Below are 14,430 nucleotides of genomic sequence, written 5' to 3' on the forward strand. Positions count from 1 at the left end.
TCCGGGGTTTTGTCATTGTGAACGCCCTCTAGGAGTCTTTGAGTACTTCGTAGAGGGCGTGATGGGTGTTGGCTAGGGATATCGCTAGCCGTTCGTGGCTCTACCGGCCTCGTCGGTTAGCTGCAGGAAGCGCATGACGTAATCCTTGACAAAGTCTGCGGTGCGTTGATTGAGATGTCCGGACTCTTCGAAAAGGGTGGGGGATTGGCCCAGAAATACTTCGGGCTGACCAGGGAGCGGCATATCGAAGTAGGACAGGGCGAGGCGAAGGTTCTTCTGTGAACTGTAGCCGCCCATGCGGCCTACAGAGTGGCTAATGATACCTGCGGGAAGGTTCTTCCACGCCACATCTGAGTTGGGTTTAGAGCCGATGTCCACTGCGTTTTTGAGGCAGGCAGGGATAGTGCGGTTGTTCTCGGGCGTAATGAAGAGGATCCCGCTCGAGTTCTTGATGGTCTCGCGAAAGGTGGTGTACTCAGCCGGAGTGGGCTTGTCCGTGACGGCGGGGTCATCGTAGTCGAAGTCATAGAGCGGCAAGTCACGGATTTCCACGATGTTTGCCTCGTAGTCTTCAGGGATCATCGTGAGCACCTCGTGTGCAATCTTGCGTGCAAATGACTCTCGGCGCAGGCTGCCGACGATAACGCTGATACGTGGGGTGGTCATGGTAAACCTTCTTTCTTAGTTGGGTGTAGGGAGACGTGGTCAAGGGAGAAAAGGCTTGCAGCCAAAGGCCGGTGGTGGGCCGGCAGCGTGGGCGGCGGTGAGGAAGCCATCTACTTTGTCTCCTTCTTCATGGCGGAAGTACAGTTCGATGAGCCCTAGAAGACCCCCGAGGACGGCCTCTCGTGCGGCGGATGTATTCAACAGCCGCATGGCTGCGGGTTGGTTTCCTTCGCGGATGGCTTCAAACAGCGCGATGGTCTCAAGCCAGCTTCCTTGGTCCGGTCGCGGAAAAGGTTTAGAAATCCCAGTCATCATCACTCGTTTCTTCAGCAGTACCAATGACATAGGAGGAACCAGATCCGGAGAAGAAGTCATGGTTCTCATCTGCTCCGGGGGCTAGGGCCGCGAGGATTTCTGGGTTCACTTCCGTTTCTTCGGGCGGGAAATAGTCCGGGTAGCCCAAATTCATGAGTGCCTTATTGGCGTTATAGCGAACGAACACGGCTACATCATCCATGAGTCCCAAAGGCTCATATAGCTCGCCGGAATAGTCCAGCTCTAGTGCATAAAGCTCTTCGAGCAAAGAAATGGTGAAATCATGCATTTCCTTCTGCCGTAGCGGGGTCGTGGATTCCAAACCGCGCTGATACTTGTAGCCCGAGTAGTAGCCGTGCACTGCCTTGTCACGCAGAATGAGGCGAATCATGTCTGCCGTATTTGTCAGGGTGGCGTGGACAGAAAAGTGCAAGGGAAGATAGAAACCCGCGTAGAGAAGCAATGAGGAAAGCAGCGTCGATGACACCTTGCGTTTGAGTGGATCCGGCCCAAAATAGTGCGCGAGCACTTTCTTGGCGCGTGCCTGGAGAAGGTCGTTATTCACCGCCCAGCGGTATGCTTCATCAATTTCCTTTGTACTGCTCAGGGTAGAAAACACTGAAGAGTATGAACGGGCATGGACTGACTGCATGAAGGCGATGTTGGTATACACGGCCTCCTCGTGTTCGGTGCGGGCATCTTGAATCTGACAGATTTCTCCCACAGTGGCCTGGACAGTATCCAGGGTGGTGAGTCCCGTGAACACCCGCATGGTGAGGTTGCGTTCCTCGGGTGTCATCTTCTGCCACGCCGGGAGATCATTAGAAAGCGGGACCTTCTCTGGCAACCAAAAATTGGCGGTGAGACGGTTCCACACTTCAAGATCCTTGCCATCGCTCACCCGGTTCCAATTGATGGCGCGGATGCGGGCTGAAGGATCATGCCGGTAGCTCGGCGGAGTAACTGAAATGCTGGTTAGTTCAGCACTGTTTGATGTTGAAGACATAGCTTCCTTCTTTCTGAGTGAATGGTTGTAGACAAGGGGAGGGCCGTGCTCCTACAAAGCACAGGAGACGCAGCCTTCGACCTCGGTTCCTTGGAGCGCGGATTGGCGTAAACGGATGTAGTAGAGGGTCTTGATTCCGGCTTTCCAGGCATAGATTTGTGCCTTGTTGATGTCCCGCGTGGTGGTATCAGCGGTAAAGAACAAGGTCAGGGAAAGTCCTTGGTCCACGTGTTGGGTGGCCATGGCGTAGGTGTCGATGATTTTTTTGTATCCCACGGCGTAGGAGTCATCGAAATACTCCAGGTTGTCGTTGGTCATTTCCGGCGCGGGGTAGTACACGCGCCCCAAGCGGCCTTCCTTGCGTATTTCAATTTTGGAGGCAATCGGGTGGATGGACGCGGTGGAGTCATTGATGTAGGAAATTGATCCAGTGGGTGGAACTGCCTGCAAGTAGGCGTTGTAGATGCCGTCTTGCATCACTTGTTTCTTGAGCCGTAGCCAATCCTCGCGTTGAGGAATCTGCACGCCTGCTTCATGGAAGAGCTGTTTTACGTGTTCAGTGGCTGGCACCCAGTCTTTGTCGATGTATTTGTCAAAGTAGGCGCCAGTGGCATAGGTGGATTCTTCGAAGCCTGTGAATCGTTGACCTTTTTCAACCGCGAGTGCATGGGATGCGCGGAGCGCATGGTAGGTCACCGTGAGGAAATAGATATTTGTAAAGTCCAGTGCCTCGGCGCAGCCATAAGGAATACGCTGTGAAGCAAGGAAGCCGTGGAGATTCATTTGGCCCAGACCAATGGCATGCATGGAGGCATTTCCGTGAGCGATGGAAGGAACAGCTTCGATATTCGTCAGGTCTGAAACCTTCGTGAGGGCACGTACTGCGGTTTCGACGGTCTCCCCAAAGTCCGGTGATTCAAAAGCCTTCGCAATGTTGAGCGAACCTAGATTGCAGGAAATATCCTGGCCGACGGTGGTGTAGTCACCCGAAGCTCCGTAGGTCGATGGCGTGTTGACCTGGAGGATTTCACTACACAGGTTGGACATATTGATATGTCCTTTGAGGGGATTAGCGCGGTTGACCGTATCCTCAAAGAGGATGTAGGGGTATCCGGATTCAAACTGAAGCTCAGCCAGCGTGGTGAAAAACTCGCGGGCCTTAATGGTCGTGTGAGAAATTCGCGGATTGGCAACCAACTCGTCGTAATACTCGGTGATAGACATGTCAGACATGGCTACGCCGTACTCGCGAGCGATGTCATACGGGCTAAAAAGATGCATATCCTTGTTCTCTTTGGCCAGCCGGAAGGTTATATCTGGAATAACAACCCCCAGCGAAAGAGTCTTAATGCGGACTTTCTCATCGGCATTTTCCCGCTTGGTATCCAGGAAGCGAAGAATATCTGGATGGTGCGCATGCAGGTAGACGGCTCCAGCGCCCTGCCGGGCGCCCAATTGGTTGGCATAGCTGAAGCTATCTTCGAGAATTTTCATGACTGGGACTACGCCGGAAGCCTGGTTCTCAATCTTTTTGATCGGGGCTCCGGATTCGCGCAGATTGCTCAGTAACAAGGCCACACCACCGCCGCGTTTTGAAAGCTGCAGTGCAGAGTTCACGCTGCGGCCAATGCTTTCCAAATTGTCTTCGATTCGCAGAAGGAAGCAGGAGACCATTTCGCCACGCTGGGCTTTGCCTGCGTTGAGAAAAGTAGGGGTGGCGGGCTGGAAGCGTCCGGTCATGATGTCATCCACCAGCTTCCCCGCAAGCTCTTCATCGCCCTGTGCAAGGTACAAAGCTGTGGTGGCGACGCGTTCTTCGTAGCCTTCCAGAAATCGCGAGCCATCAAAGGTTTTCAGTGCATATGAAGTAAAGAACTTAAATGCGCCGAGGAAGGTGCGGAACTGGTGTTTAGCTTGGTGTGCTCTGTCGTACATGGCGCACAGAAAGGCGTCATCATAAAGCTCAAGGAAATCCCGCTCGTAGTACTCGTTATCAACCAACCATTCCAAGCGTTGCTTGGTGGAATCGAACTGTTGCATGCGGGGAGCGACATGGTGCGTGACATAGTCTTGTGCTGCCTGAATGTCCTTGTCAAACTGGATTTTTCCAAAAGCGTCGAACAAGTTCAGCTGCGCGTTGAGTGCGTGGTAGCTTTTGCGCTTGCCGACACCGCCGGCATTGTCTGCTGAAGCAGTGCGGGGCGTAGCGCCAATAGTCTGTGTGGGGGTGGCATCAAGAGGCCGCATTGTGTTGTCCAATCTGTGTGATGCGGATGTGTTCTTCATCTTGTGGGGGATTAATGGGGTGTCATCGTTAGCTGCTTTTGCTGCTCCCAAAACTTTTGAAGGCCCTGCTTTACGGCGGCAATGTCCTTCTGGGTGCCGAGAAGCTCGAAGTGATACAGCTCCGGTACGTGGCACTTGGCGGAAATGATGCGTCCGGCGACGCAGTAAGCACTTCCGAAGTTGGTATTCCCTGAGGTAATAACGCCCCGGATAAAGGAGCGGTTGATTGGGTCATTGAGGAAGTCGATGACCTGTTTGGGGACTGCGCGTTTGAGCGAGCCTCCGCCGTAGGTGGGAACGATGAGTACGTACGGGTGTGAAACCTGGATCATCCCGGTTTTCTTGGGGCGCAGCGGAATGCGCACCGCGGGTCTATCTAAGCGTTCGACGAATCTTTTTGTATTTTCTGAAACGCTAGAAAAATACACCAAATCTGGTGAGTCTGACATAGCAATCCTGCTCATCCTGGCCTTAGCCATAAGTGGGATAGGTGATATTCGAAAAGACTAACTACGCAATGGCGTAGTTGCAACTACGGCCCAACGTAGTTTTGAAAAGGGCAGGTGAGAGTAGGATTAATGCAAAGGGGAAGGTCTAACGGCTGTGGTGTGCTACAAACACTGCGTCGGTAGCTGGGCGTCCAAGCACTACCCACTGAGTGCTGCCGGCCACCTGTATTTCGAGAGAGTCTGAAAAGGGCGCTCCCTCGCGCGTGCTAAGAACAGCCCCAGTGACAATGCCGCGCTCTTCAAGGAACTTCAGCAGTTCTGGGTCGGAATCAGAAATGCGTTCCACGGTCACTTGCGGTTGTGCACCGCTGTCGGTGAGACGGTGCGCACTGGGGATTGTGATCTGTCCATCAACCGTAGGGATAGGATCGCCGTGCGGATCCCTAGTGGGGTAATCAAGGAACTTATCCACACGTTCTATGAGCATGTCGGACACCGCGTGTTCGAGATTTTCGGCTTCATTATGGACTTCGTCCCACGTGTAGTCCAATGCTTGAACCAAAAAAGACTCAAGCAATCGGTGGCGGCGCACCATGACCAATGCGTACTGCCTGCCAAGTTCGGTTAACTCCACAGAGCCATAGGGCGTGTGTGACACGAGCCCTTGCTTCGACATTTTGCGCACTGCATCGGAGACCGAGGAGAGCTTGAGTCCCAGCTGTTTCGCTATAAGTGTGGCGGTAACGGGCTCGGATGACCATTCTTTTAGCCCCCAGATAGCTTTCAAATAATTCTGGGTACTGGTGGACAGCTCGGAAACAGACATGAGTAAATGTTAACCCAGCTTCCGTATGTGCCTTTGGCGCTGTGCCCCAACGCTTATAGCGAACAGAGGCCAAGTTTGAGAGGAATGCCGGTAAGGTGGGGCCAGTTAAAGCATTCTTCACTTCAAGGAGAACCACTAATGTCTGAGAATATTTCCATGGACTCATCCTCAACGGGTATGAACCTGGGTGATAGCGTCTATGAGCGCCTTTTGCGCGAGCGCATTATTTTCCTGGGAACCCAGGTTGATGATGAGATTGCGAACAAGCTGTGCGCCCAGATCCTCCTGCTGTCCGCAGAGGACCCAACGCGCGACATTTCGCTCTACATCAACTCCCCGGGTGGCTCCGTTACCGCGGGCATGGCCATCTACGACACGATGAAGTACTCGCCGTGCGATGTGGCTACCTATGGCATGGGCCTGGCTGCCTCGATGGGCCAATTCCTCCTGTCCGGCGGCACCAAGGGCAAGCGCTACGCGCTGCCGCACGCCCGCATCATGATGCACCAGCCTTCCGCTGGTGTGGGTGGTACCGCCGCAGATATCGCCATCCAGGCCGAGCAGTTCGCGCAGACCAAGCGCGAGATGGCTGAGCTCATCGCTGAGCACACCGGCCAGACCTTCGAGCAAATCACCAAGGATTCGGACCGCGACCGCTGGTTTACCGCCCAGCAGGCCAAGGAATACGGCATCGTCGACCATGTCATCGAGTCCGTCAACGGTCCTATCACCAACTAGGGAACAAGGAGCTTTATCACTATGTCTAGCCTTCAGATGCCTTCTTCCCGCTACGTTCTGCCGGAGTTCATTGAGCAGAATGCACAGGGATCGAAGACCACCAACCCGTATTCCAAGCTTTTTGAAGAGCGCATCATCTTCCTGGGCACCCAGGTCGATGACACCTCCGCCAACGACATCATGGCGCAGCTGCTGGTCCTGGAGTCTCAGGATCCGGACCGCGACATCACGATGTACATCAACTCCCCGGGCGGATCCTTCACCGCGCTGATGGCCATCTACGACACCATGCGCTACGTGCGTCCTGACGTGCAGACCGTCTGCCTGGGCCAGGCTGCTTCCGCTGCCGCCGTGCTGCTGGCAGCCGGTGCTCCGGGCAAGCGCGCCGCTCTGCCGAACTCTCGTGTGCTGATTCACCAGCCGCGCACGCAGGGCACGCAGGGCCAGGTCTCTGACCTTGAGATCGAGGCCAACGAGATCGAGCGCATGCGCCGCCTCATGGAGGAGACCCTGGCTGAGCACACCGGCCGCACTGCGGAGCAGGTGCGCATCGATACCGACCGTGACAAGATCCTCACTGCGCAGGAAGCCGTCGAATACGGTCTTATCGATACCGTCTTTGATTACCGCAAGCTCAACGCATAGCTGAATAGACGAATTCAGCCCCGCTTTCGGATGTTTCCGGTAGCGGGGCTTGACGTCGTTATAAGGCTCTTAGCTCTCGTAGGGAGGCAGGATAGCCTCCGGGGACTCAGGCAGGATCTGGCCGCCGTCAATGATGATGGTCTGTCCCGTTATGTAGCCTGCCTCGCGGGAGGCGAGGAAGGCCGCGGCGTTGCCGATATCGCGTGGGGAACCTAAGCGGTGCATGGGGATGGAGCGTGCCATTTGGTCGAGGTACTCCTGGCCTTGGCCCTCCAAGCCCTCGGTGAGGATGTTGCCCGGCAGAACACCGTTGATGGTGATGCCATCACGGGCAACTTCCAGTGCCGCGGAGCGCATGAAGCCTTGTTGTGCGGCCTTCGATGCGCCGTAGTGCGCCCAGCCTGGGTAACCGGTGTGCGAGCCGGTGATAGACGTCGTGATGACGATGCGCCCGTAGCCCGCCTCCTTCATATAGGGCAGCGCTTCCTGCACCACGGTGAACGTGCCGTGCGTATTGATGGCGAACATGGTGTCCCATTGCTCGTCGGTCATGTCCTCGAGTGGGCAGTTGGGGAAGACACCGGCGTTGGAACAGACGATGTCGATGCGGCCATAGCGCTTGACGACGTCCCTGTAGAGGTTGCGGACGGAGTCGCGCGAGGTGACGTCGACAAGCAGGGCGTCCGCCCCGAGTTCCTCGGCGGCCTTCTGGGCGGCCTCGAGGTTGAGGTCGGCGATGACGACCGTGGCACCTGCTTCGCGCAGAGCGCTGACGATGCCGCGGCCGATTCCGGCGGCGGCGCCGGTGACGATGGCGACGTGGTCCTGAAGATCAAACATGTGGTGCTCCTCAGCGGTTGGGTCTGTGTGCGCCCTCCAGCCTAGGCCGCCACAGGCTGGGGTGCTGTCTGCTTGGTGGTTGCCGTGTAGGCGCGCACACCGATGAGGGAGACTGCTGCAAGTACTGCGGTGACACCAGCAAGGGTGTACAGGCCGGTGGGGGTCCAGCCGCTTTCGAGGAGGTAGCCCGCCAGGATGGGGGCGAGGGTAGCGCCCACGCGAGCGATGCCGATGGCAGCGCCCGTGCCGGTGGTGCGCAGCGCCGAAGGGTAAGCCTCCGGGGTGACGGTGTAGAGGCCGGAGATGCAGGCGTTGAGAGTAAGGCCTACGCCGACGCCGAGAGCAAACATGAGGGAAGGCACGGTGGTGGAGTTAATGAAGCCGATAAGGACGACGGAGGAGATAAGACAGAAGACGATGAGCAAGGGACGGGCGTCGATGCGCGTGGTAAATAGGCCGAAGAGAATGGCGCCGATGGCACCGCCGAAGGAGAGCATGATGCCCCCGATGATGCCCTGTTGCGCGGTAAGTCCCTCGGCGGTGAGCAACTTCGGGGTCCACTGCGAGGTGAAGTTGTAGGCAAACATGATGAAGCTGAAGGCCAGCCACAGCTTGATGGAGGTGCGCAGGAACTGCGGCGAGACGAGGTCCTTGAAGGAGGCCTTGTGGGCGGTGCGGGGGCGGACGCTGACTTCGCCCGTGAGGCCGAGTTTGGCAGCGATGGTACGGACAGAATCCATGCGGCCGCGAGCGGCGAGGAAGTCGGCGGATTCGGGGACGAAAGCAACCGTGAGGAGAAGGGCGACGACGGTCAGTGCGGCACCGACCCAGAAGATGGGCTGCCAGGTATCGAAGGAAGAGGCGACGACGCCGCAGAAGGAGGCACCGAGGCCGTAGCCGGAGGCGTAGATGGCGACGGCGAGACCGCGGAAGCGCAGGTTGGAGTATTCGCTGACGAGCACGGTGACGCAGACGAGGACGCCGCCGACGCCGATGCCGGTGATCAGGCGGCACAGCAACAGCAGGCTAAAAGTAGGCGCGAGGGCGGTGAGCACGAGGCCGACGAGGTCGATGACGAGCGAGGCCGTGATGAGCGTGGTGCGGCCAAGGCGGTCAGCCAACGGGGCGAGGAAGAGCGAGCCAAGGCCGATACCGATGAGGGCAGCGGACAGGAGCCAGCCGAGGGAAGAGTCGGACAGCGCGAATTCTTCGCTGACGGTGCCGGCGCCGAAGGCCATGGCGACCATGTCGTAGCCGTCGAGGGCATTGAGGAAGAGGGCAATGGCGATGATGAGCCACTGGCGCGCGCCCATGGGGGAGCGGTCGATGAGTTCGCGGATGTCCATGAAAATCTTTCTGCGGATAGAGCGGTTTCGATGTAAGTTAGTGAACCGCTCTGTCTATGTCTACTAACTGCCGTTTTAAATTCAAGGGCGCGCCGTCGCGTGCGGAATAGCGCTTGGGTCCAAGTGGTTTACTAGAGTGGAACAAACTGCGGTAAAATCGCCCCACCATAGCCCCAGAGAAAAGAGTTGAAAGGCCTTCATGGCACGTATGCAAGAAAGCGCTGACTTGCTCAAGTGTTCCTTCTGCGGAAAGAGCCAGAAGCAGGTGAAGAAGCTTATCGCCGGCGGCGGCGTCTACATTTGTGACGAGTGCATCGAGCTCTGCAACGAAATCATCGAGGAGGAGCTCGGCGCGGCTCAGGCCGAGGCGGACGAAGAGAAGGAGATGCGCCTTCCGCGTCCTTCGGAGATTTCGGCTTTTCTGGATAAGTACGTCATTGGTCAGGATCAAGCCAAGCGCGTGTTGTCGGTGGCGGTCTACAACCACTACAAGCGCATCAAGGCTGAAGAGGCCGCGGGCCTGGAGGGCCGCCGGAAGAAGGCACAGGATGAAGAAGTTGAGATTTCCAAGTCCAACATCCTGATGCTGGGGCCGACGGGCTCCGGTAAGACCTACCTGGCGCAGACCCTGGCGCGTTTGTTGGACGTCCCCTTCGCCATCGCGGATGCCACCAGCCTGACCGAGGCTGGCTACGTGGGCGAGGACGTCGAGAACATCCTGCTTAAGCTGTTGCAGGCAGCGGACTTTGACGTGGAGCGCGCGCAGCACGGCATCATCTACGTCGATGAGGTGGATAAGATCTCCCGCAAGTCGGAGAACCCCTCGATTACGCGTGATGTGTCCGGTGAGGGCGTGCAGCAGGCGCTGCTGAAGATCCTCGAGGGCACCGTGGCGGCGATTCCGCCGCAGGGCGGGCGCAAGCACCCGAACCAGGAATTCATCCAGCTGGATACGACGAACATCCTCTTCATCGTGGCCGGTGCTTTTGCGGGCTTGGACAAGGTGATTTCGGAGCGCGTGGGCAAGAAGGGCGTGGGCTTTGGCGCCAAGCTGGAAACTAAGGATGAGAAGGAATCAGTCGACTTCTTCTCACAGGTGCGCCCGGAGGACCTGGTGAAATTCGGCCTCATCCCTGAGTTCATCGGCCGCCTGCCGGTGGTTGCCACGGTGGATAACCTGGACCGCGAATCGCTAGTTAAGGTGCTCGTGGAGCCGAAGAACTCTCTGGTCAAGCAATACCAGCGCCTGTTCAGCATGGATGGTGCGGAGCTGCACTTCGAAGACGCAGCGCTGGAAGCGATCGCTGAGCTCGCGCTCGAGCGCAAGACTGGTGCACGTGGCCTGCGCGCCATCATGGAGGAGCTGCTCGTGCCCATCATGTATGACCTCCCAGACCGCGAGGACATCGCCAGCGTCCACATCACGAAGGACTGCGTGACTGACGGCGGCGAGCCGGAGTTCGTGTACTCGGACGAGGCGAAGGAATCCGCCTAAACGGCATCTCTTAAAAGGCATCTTCAAGGCTGAAGATGCCTTTTGTGCTGTCTACATGGCGTTTTCAGCCCGAAAACGCCGTCTGTCAGATGCCATCTGCCTGTTGGGGGCAAAGGAACCAGATGAATGGGACCATGTAGCTGTGGCGTGAGATCGTGACCTGGGCTTTTGCTCAGGCCGGCGCGCACATGGTTCCTCTGCTTTGGTCTCTTTGCCCGCGCGGTGCTGGGAGAGGGCTCTACCCGTACAGGCCCGTGGGCACGTCGCCCTCGTCCTCGGTGGAGTAGACGTCCAAGGGTGCTGACTCGGCGTCAAGCTCAGTTTCGTTCTGAGCGAGGTAGGACTCAAAACCGATGTCGGGGATATTCGCAGTGAGGAAGGCCAGCACGGCATCGACGGCCATGCGGTGTAGGCCTTCGGTGTTGTTGTGGGTATGCATGTCGATGTCGAGCAGGTTGCTCATCATCGCGTGATTCGTCACCCGGTACATCGTGAGCGCAGAAATCAACGTGAAGATGTCGTTGGCGGAAATGCCCGGGCGGAACGCGCCGGAATCTTGGCCCAGCATAAGCAGCCGGTCTAGGTGGAGGGAGATCTCGGAAACGTCGACAAGCGCCTGCGAGGACTCCAGCACACTGTGGGAGGATTCCATCGTCAGCATCCGAATGGCTTCAGGGTTATCCACATGCTGGCGGAACAACCAATCCACCAAGGTGCGCACGCCCTCGACCGGAACGGCGGAGTTGATCTCCAGGCTGTCCTCCGGCGGGTTGAGGCGCCGCGCCGCCGCCGCCAAGGCTTGCTGGTAGAGGCCCTTCTTGTCCCCGAAGTAGTAGTGGATCATGCGCTTGGACATCCCAGAGAGCTTCGACACGGATTCGAGCTTGGTCTCGGCATAGCCGTGCTCAGCAAACTCTGCAATCGCAACATCGATCACGCGCTCAACAGAGCCGGAGTCGACCGATGCAGTCTCAGTGCTCATGGAAAGTCCCGTCTAGTCGATGAATATGCGTACAGTTGTCCACTATGCCGAAAAAAGACGGTCATGGAGCTCAAGTACAAAGAACTCGCATCTTTCGGGGGTAAAATTACACCCCATGGGGGCGAAAAACGGGACTAGGCTGGGAAGGTGAGTACCGAGCCGAAAGGATTCACACATGACTGCTTCCCAACCCGTCAAGATTACCGTGACCGGCGCCGCCGGAAATATCGCTTACTCCCTGCTGTGGCGCATCGCTGCGGGCGATGTCTATGGCAAGGACACCCCGGTGGAGCTGGCTTTGCTGGAAATCCCGGACGCCATTGGCGCAGCTGAAGGCGTGGCCATGGAGCTTCATGATTCCGCATTCCCGCTGGTACGCGGCATCACCGTGACCGATGATCCAAACGTGGCTTTCAAGGACACCAAGGCCGCTTTCCTCGTGGGCTCCCGCCCGCGCACCAAGGGCATGGAGCGCGCAGACCTGCTGGAGGCTAACGGTGCCATCTTTACCGTGCAGGGCAAGGCGCTGAACGACGTCGCCGCGCGCGATGTCCGCGTCCTCGTCGTGGGTAACCCGGCCAACACTAACGCTTATATCGCTGCCAACAGTGCACCGGACCTGGACCCGAGCCAGTTCACCGCGCTCATGCGCCTGGACCACAACCGCACCCAGAGCCAGGTCTCCCTCAAGACGGGCATGCCCACCGCGGAGCTGACCAAGGTTGCCGTCTGGGGCAACCACTCTGCATCCCAGTTCCCGGACCTGACCTTCTCCAACGCGGAGGTTGATGAGACCTGGTACAAGGAAGAAATGATTCCGAAGGTGGCTAAGCGCGGCGCCGAGATCATTGCTGTGCGCGGTAAGTCCTCAGCCGCTTCCGCAGCGTCTGCGGCGGTGGATCACATGCACGACTGGATCCACGGCACTGAGGATTGGCGCACCGCAGCCGTCGTCTCCGATGGCTCCTATGGCGTGGACGAGGGCCTCGTTGCAGGTTTCCCCACCGTCGCCCGCGACGGCAAGTGGGAAATCGTTCAGGGTCTCGAGCTCAACGATTTCCAGAAGGAGCGCATCGAGGCCTCCGTGCAGGAGCTGCGTGAGGAGCGCGAGGCCGTAGCTCACCTGCTCGAGGGCTAAGCCTCAAGCACTAAGTTATCGATGAGCCGCACCGGCCCCACCTGCGCCGCCACCAGCGCCAGGGCGGGCCGGTGTTGCGCATCAATGGGCTCCAGCGTGGCCGGGTCCACCACGGTGAGGTAGTCCACCGTGACGCCGGGGGAGGAGGCGAGCTGGGCTTCAGCCTCCTCGAGGGAAGCACCGTCGTGCAGAGCGAAGAGCGCCTGGGACAGCGCCACGGCTTGCTCGCGCTCGGCAGGGCTCAGGCGAGCATTGCGGCTGGACTCGGCCACGCCGTCCGCTGCGCGCACGATGGGCGCGCTGATGATCTCCAGCGGCAGGTCGAGGTCCGCCACCAAGCGCCGGATAACGGCCACCTGCTGGGCATCCTTCTGCCCAAAGTAGGCATGGTCGGGGCGCACGAGGTTGAACAGCTTGCTCACCACGGTGGCCACGCCGTCAAAGTGGCCGGGCCGCGAGGCACCTTCCAAAACCGAGCCCATCTCGCCGGTGCGCACCCACACCCGCGGGGTGCCATCCGGGTACATCTCCTCCACGCTGGGGGCGAAGACAGCATCAACACCCAGCGAGTCCAGCAGCGCGGCATCCGCATCCAGATCGCGCGGGTAGGCGCGGTAGTCTTCGCAGTCGCCCAGGTCGGTGAATTGGAGGGGGTTGACGAAGACCGAGCACACCACGGTGTCGTTCTCTTCGCGGGCGCGGCGGAGGAGGGACGCGTGGCCGTCGTGAAGCGCGCCCATCGTGGGCACCAAGCCCACGGTGCCGGAGGCTGCGGCGCGGAAGGCGCGGAGTTCAGATTTAGTTGTGAGGATCTGCATGGCCAAAACCTTAGTCCTCGAAGGACTCCTCGGCGTTGGGGAAGGAGCGTTCGCTCACATCCGCTACGTATTCCTTCGCACCTTCCAGTAGCGCACCGCGCAGGTCTGCGTAGCGGCGCACGAAGCGCGGGGCCTTGGGCCCGCCCAGGCCGAAGGCATCGGTCCACACCAGAATCTGGCCATCGGTCTGCGCACCCGCGCCGATGCCGATGGTGGGAATGGGCAGCTCCTTGGTGACCTGCTCAGCAAGGGCAGCCGGGACCATCTCCAGCACCACGGCGAAGGCGCCGGCCTCGGCGAGGGCGCGGGCGTCGTCGTGAAGCTTCTCCGCGCCGGCACCGCGGCCCTGGACCACGAAGCCGCCCAAGGCGTGGACCTGCTGAGGCGTGAATCCGATGTGGGCGCAGACGGGGATGCCAGCGGCGACAAGCGCGGCAACAATGGGAGCGCGCTCCGCACCGCCCTCCAGCTTGACTCCTTGCGCACCCGTTTCCTTCATGACGCGCACAGCAGACTCCAGTGCCTGGGTGGGGCCGGCCTCATAGGAACCAAAGGGCAGATCCACCACCACGAAGGCACGGGAGGTCGATGCAACCACCGCGCGGGCGAGGGGGATCATCTCATCCAGCGTGAGCGAGAGCGTGGTTTCGCGGCCCAGGACCACGTTGGCCAGAGAATCGCCGACGAGCAGGAGATCGACCCCGGCTTCGTCGAAGATTTCGGCGGTCATGCAGTCATAGCTCGTCAAGCACGCGAAGGCCTGAGAGTTTTCTTTGGCACGGGCGAAATGGCGGGTGCGGAGACGGGCGCGGCGGCCAGGATTGTGAGACATGCCCTTACTCTAGACAGGGCGCTGGTGCCAGTTGACGCACAGGGTAGA

15 protein-coding genes are annotated in these 14,430 nt (G+C 58.8%); 4 read left to right on the top strand and 11 right to left on the bottom strand.

Annotation, left to right across the window (positions count from 1 at the left end; all coding sequences use genetic code 11):
* Window positions 1–84 precede the first annotated feature (84 nt).
* From HMPREF3056_RS12145 to HMPREF3056_RS13910, 6 genes are all read right to left on the bottom strand, one after another.
* Window positions 85–666 carry an NADPH-dependent FMN reductase gene (locus HMPREF3056_RS12145; RefSeq protein ID WP_049154325.1) on the bottom strand — a complete coding sequence of 194 codons (582 nt, stop codon included), beginning with the start codon at window positions 664–666 and terminating at the stop codon, window positions 85–87.
* Between the two features lie 39 nt (window positions 667–705).
* Window positions 706–978 (bottom strand): hypothetical protein, encoded by a 273-nt coding sequence (locus HMPREF3056_RS12150; protein ID WP_034655492.1) that lies wholly within the window; start codon window positions 976–978, stop codon window positions 706–708.
* Window positions 962–1,987, bottom strand: coding sequence for a class 1b ribonucleoside-diphosphate reductase subunit beta (gene nrdF / locus HMPREF3056_RS12155; RefSeq protein ID WP_083306556.1), 1,026 nt, complete (start codon window positions 1,985–1,987; stop codon window positions 962–964). Before nrdF ends, HMPREF3056_RS12150 begins: the two co-directional genes overlap by 17 nt.
* Before the next feature lie 51 nt (window positions 1,988–2,038).
* On the bottom strand, window positions 2,039–4,234 hold the full coding sequence (gene nrdE / locus HMPREF3056_RS12160; RefSeq protein WP_070517923.1) for a class 1b ribonucleoside-diphosphate reductase subunit alpha: 2,196 nt from the start codon (window positions 4,232–4,234) through the stop codon (window positions 2,039–2,041).
* Between the two features lie 50 nt (window positions 4,235–4,284).
* On the bottom strand, window positions 4,285–4,722 hold the full coding sequence (gene nrdI, locus HMPREF3056_RS12165) for a class Ib ribonucleoside-diphosphate reductase assembly flavoprotein NrdI (RefSeq protein WP_012715214.1): 438 nt from the start codon (window positions 4,720–4,722) through the stop codon (window positions 4,285–4,287).
* Window positions 4,723–4,867: 145 nt separating this feature from the next.
* Complete coding sequence (locus HMPREF3056_RS13910) at window positions 4,868–5,548, bottom strand: metal-dependent transcriptional regulator (RefSeq protein ID WP_070512005.1); 681 nt, start codon at window positions 5,546–5,548, stop codon at window positions 4,868–4,870.
* 138 nt (window positions 5,549–5,686) lie between these two features.
* On the opposite strand from HMPREF3056_RS13910, the gene HMPREF3056_RS12175 reads away from it, so the two are divergent.
* Window positions 5,687–6,286 carry an ATP-dependent Clp protease proteolytic subunit gene (locus tag HMPREF3056_RS12175; RefSeq protein WP_070517922.1) on the top strand — a complete coding sequence of 200 codons (600 nt, stop codon included), beginning with the start codon at window positions 5,687–5,689 and terminating at the stop codon, window positions 6,284–6,286.
* Window positions 6,287–6,307: 21 nt separating this feature from the next.
* The gene (locus tag HMPREF3056_RS12180) at window positions 6,308–6,931 is read left to right on the top strand and encodes an ATP-dependent Clp protease proteolytic subunit (protein ID WP_070517921.1); all 624 of its coding nucleotides are present in this window, start codon (window positions 6,308–6,310) and stop codon (window positions 6,929–6,931) included.
* A gap of 69 nt (window positions 6,932–7,000) precedes the next feature.
* Here HMPREF3056_RS12180 and fabG read toward each other — a convergent pair whose 3' ends face one another.
* Both fabG and HMPREF3056_RS12190 read right to left on the bottom strand, forming a co-directional pair.
* Window positions 7,001–7,771 carry a 3-oxoacyl-ACP reductase FabG gene (gene fabG / locus HMPREF3056_RS12185; RefSeq protein WP_070517920.1) on the bottom strand — a complete coding sequence of 257 codons (771 nt, stop codon included), beginning with the start codon at window positions 7,769–7,771 and terminating at the stop codon, window positions 7,001–7,003.
* Between the two features lie 41 nt (window positions 7,772–7,812).
* Window positions 7,813–9,117, bottom strand: a complete 1,305-nt coding sequence (locus HMPREF3056_RS12190) for an MFS transporter (RefSeq protein WP_070754950.1) — start codon at window positions 9,115–9,117, stop codon at window positions 7,813–7,815.
* Between the two features lie 199 nt (window positions 9,118–9,316).
* On the opposite strand from HMPREF3056_RS12190, the gene clpX reads away from it, so the two are divergent.
* Window positions 9,317–10,612 (top strand): ATP-dependent Clp protease ATP-binding subunit ClpX, encoded by a 1,296-nt coding sequence (clpX, locus tag HMPREF3056_RS12195; protein ID WP_046648969.1) that lies wholly within the window; start codon window positions 9,317–9,319, stop codon window positions 10,610–10,612.
* A gap of 238 nt (window positions 10,613–10,850) precedes the next feature.
* On the opposite strand, the gene HMPREF3056_RS12200 is transcribed toward clpX, so the two are convergent.
* Window positions 10,851–11,594 carry a TetR/AcrR family transcriptional regulator gene (locus HMPREF3056_RS12200; RefSeq protein WP_070754951.1) on the bottom strand — a complete coding sequence of 248 codons (744 nt, stop codon included), beginning with the start codon at window positions 11,592–11,594 and terminating at the stop codon, window positions 10,851–10,853.
* Between the two features lie 175 nt (window positions 11,595–11,769).
* On the opposite strand from HMPREF3056_RS12200, the gene HMPREF3056_RS12205 reads away from it, so the two are divergent.
* On the top strand, window positions 11,770–12,732 hold the full coding sequence (locus HMPREF3056_RS12205; RefSeq protein ID WP_070680872.1) for a malate dehydrogenase: 963 nt from the start codon (window positions 11,770–11,772) through the stop codon (window positions 12,730–12,732).
* Here HMPREF3056_RS12205 and panC read toward each other — a convergent pair.
* Together panC and panB are read right to left on the bottom strand one after the other, a co-directional pair.
* On the bottom strand, window positions 12,729–13,550 hold the full coding sequence (panC, locus tag HMPREF3056_RS12210; RefSeq protein WP_070754952.1) for a pantoate--beta-alanine ligase: 822 nt from the start codon (window positions 13,548–13,550) through the stop codon (window positions 12,729–12,731). The two genes, HMPREF3056_RS12205 and panC, sit on opposite strands and share 4 nt — an antisense overlap.
* Before the next feature lie 10 nt (window positions 13,551–13,560).
* Window positions 13,561–14,382: a 3-methyl-2-oxobutanoate hydroxymethyltransferase gene (gene panB / locus HMPREF3056_RS12215; RefSeq protein ID WP_070754953.1), complete on the bottom strand. Its 822-nt coding sequence runs from the start codon at window positions 14,380–14,382 to the stop codon at window positions 13,561–13,563.
* Window positions 14,383–14,430: the final 48 nt, after the last annotated feature.

The organism is Corynebacterium sp. HMSC056F09 (genome assembly GCF_001815785.1).
In the GTDB taxonomy this organism is placed as follows: Bacteria; Actinomycetota; Actinomycetes; order Mycobacteriales; family Mycobacteriaceae; genus Corynebacterium; species Corynebacterium hiratae.

What these genes read in the sequence shown, in the direction of transcription:
- panB (WP_070754953.1), bottom strand. Translation starts at nt 14,382, where the DNA reads ATGTCTCACAATCCTGGCCGCCGCGCCCGTCTCCGCACCCGCCATTTC.
- nrdE (WP_070517923.1), bottom strand. Translation starts at nt 4,234, where the DNA reads ATGCGGCCTCTTGATGCCACCCCCACACAGACTATTGGCGCTACGCCC.
- HMPREF3056_RS12180 (WP_070517921.1), top strand. Translation starts at nt 6,308, where the DNA reads ATGTCTAGCCTTCAGATGCCTTCTTCCCGCTACGTTCTGCCGGAGTTC.
- HMPREF3056_RS12190 (WP_070754950.1), bottom strand. Translation starts at nt 9,117, where the DNA reads ATGGACATCCGCGAACTCATCGACCGCTCCCCCATGGGCGCGCGCCAG.
- HMPREF3056_RS13910 (WP_070512005.1), bottom strand. Translation starts at nt 5,548, where the DNA reads ATGTCTGTTTCCGAGCTGTCCACCAGTACCCAGAATTATTTGAAAGCT.
- clpX (WP_046648969.1), top strand. Translation starts at nt 9,317, where the DNA reads ATGGCACGTATGCAAGAAAGCGCTGACTTGCTCAAGTGTTCCTTCTGC.
- HMPREF3056_RS12205 (WP_070680872.1), top strand. Translation starts at nt 11,770, where the DNA reads ATGACTGCTTCCCAACCCGTCAAGATTACCGTGACCGGCGCCGCCGGA.
- HMPREF3056_RS12145 (WP_049154325.1), bottom strand. Translation starts at nt 666, where the DNA reads ATGACCACCCCACGTATCAGCGTTATCGTCGGCAGCCTGCGCCGAGAG.
- nrdI (WP_012715214.1), bottom strand. Translation starts at nt 4,722, where the DNA reads ATGTCAGACTCACCAGATTTGGTGTATTTTTCTAGCGTTTCAGAAAAT.
- fabG (WP_070517920.1), bottom strand. Translation starts at nt 7,771, where the DNA reads ATGTTTGATCTTCAGGACCACGTCGCCATCGTCACCGGCGCCGCCGCC.
- HMPREF3056_RS12175 (WP_070517922.1), top strand. Translation starts at nt 5,687, where the DNA reads ATGTCTGAGAATATTTCCATGGACTCATCCTCAACGGGTATGAACCTG.
- HMPREF3056_RS12150 (WP_034655492.1), bottom strand. Translation starts at nt 978, where the DNA reads ATGACTGGGATTTCTAAACCTTTTCCGCGACCGGACCAAGGAAGCTGG.
- HMPREF3056_RS12200 (WP_070754951.1), bottom strand. Translation starts at nt 11,594, where the DNA reads ATGAGCACTGAGACTGCATCGGTCGACTCCGGCTCTGTTGAGCGCGTG.
- nrdF (WP_083306556.1), bottom strand. Translation starts at nt 1,987, where the DNA reads ATGTCTTCAACATCAAACAGTGCTGAACTAACCAGCATTTCAGTTACT.
- panC (WP_070754952.1), bottom strand. Translation starts at nt 13,550, where the DNA reads ATGCAGATCCTCACAACTAAATCTGAACTCCGCGCCTTCCGCGCCGCA.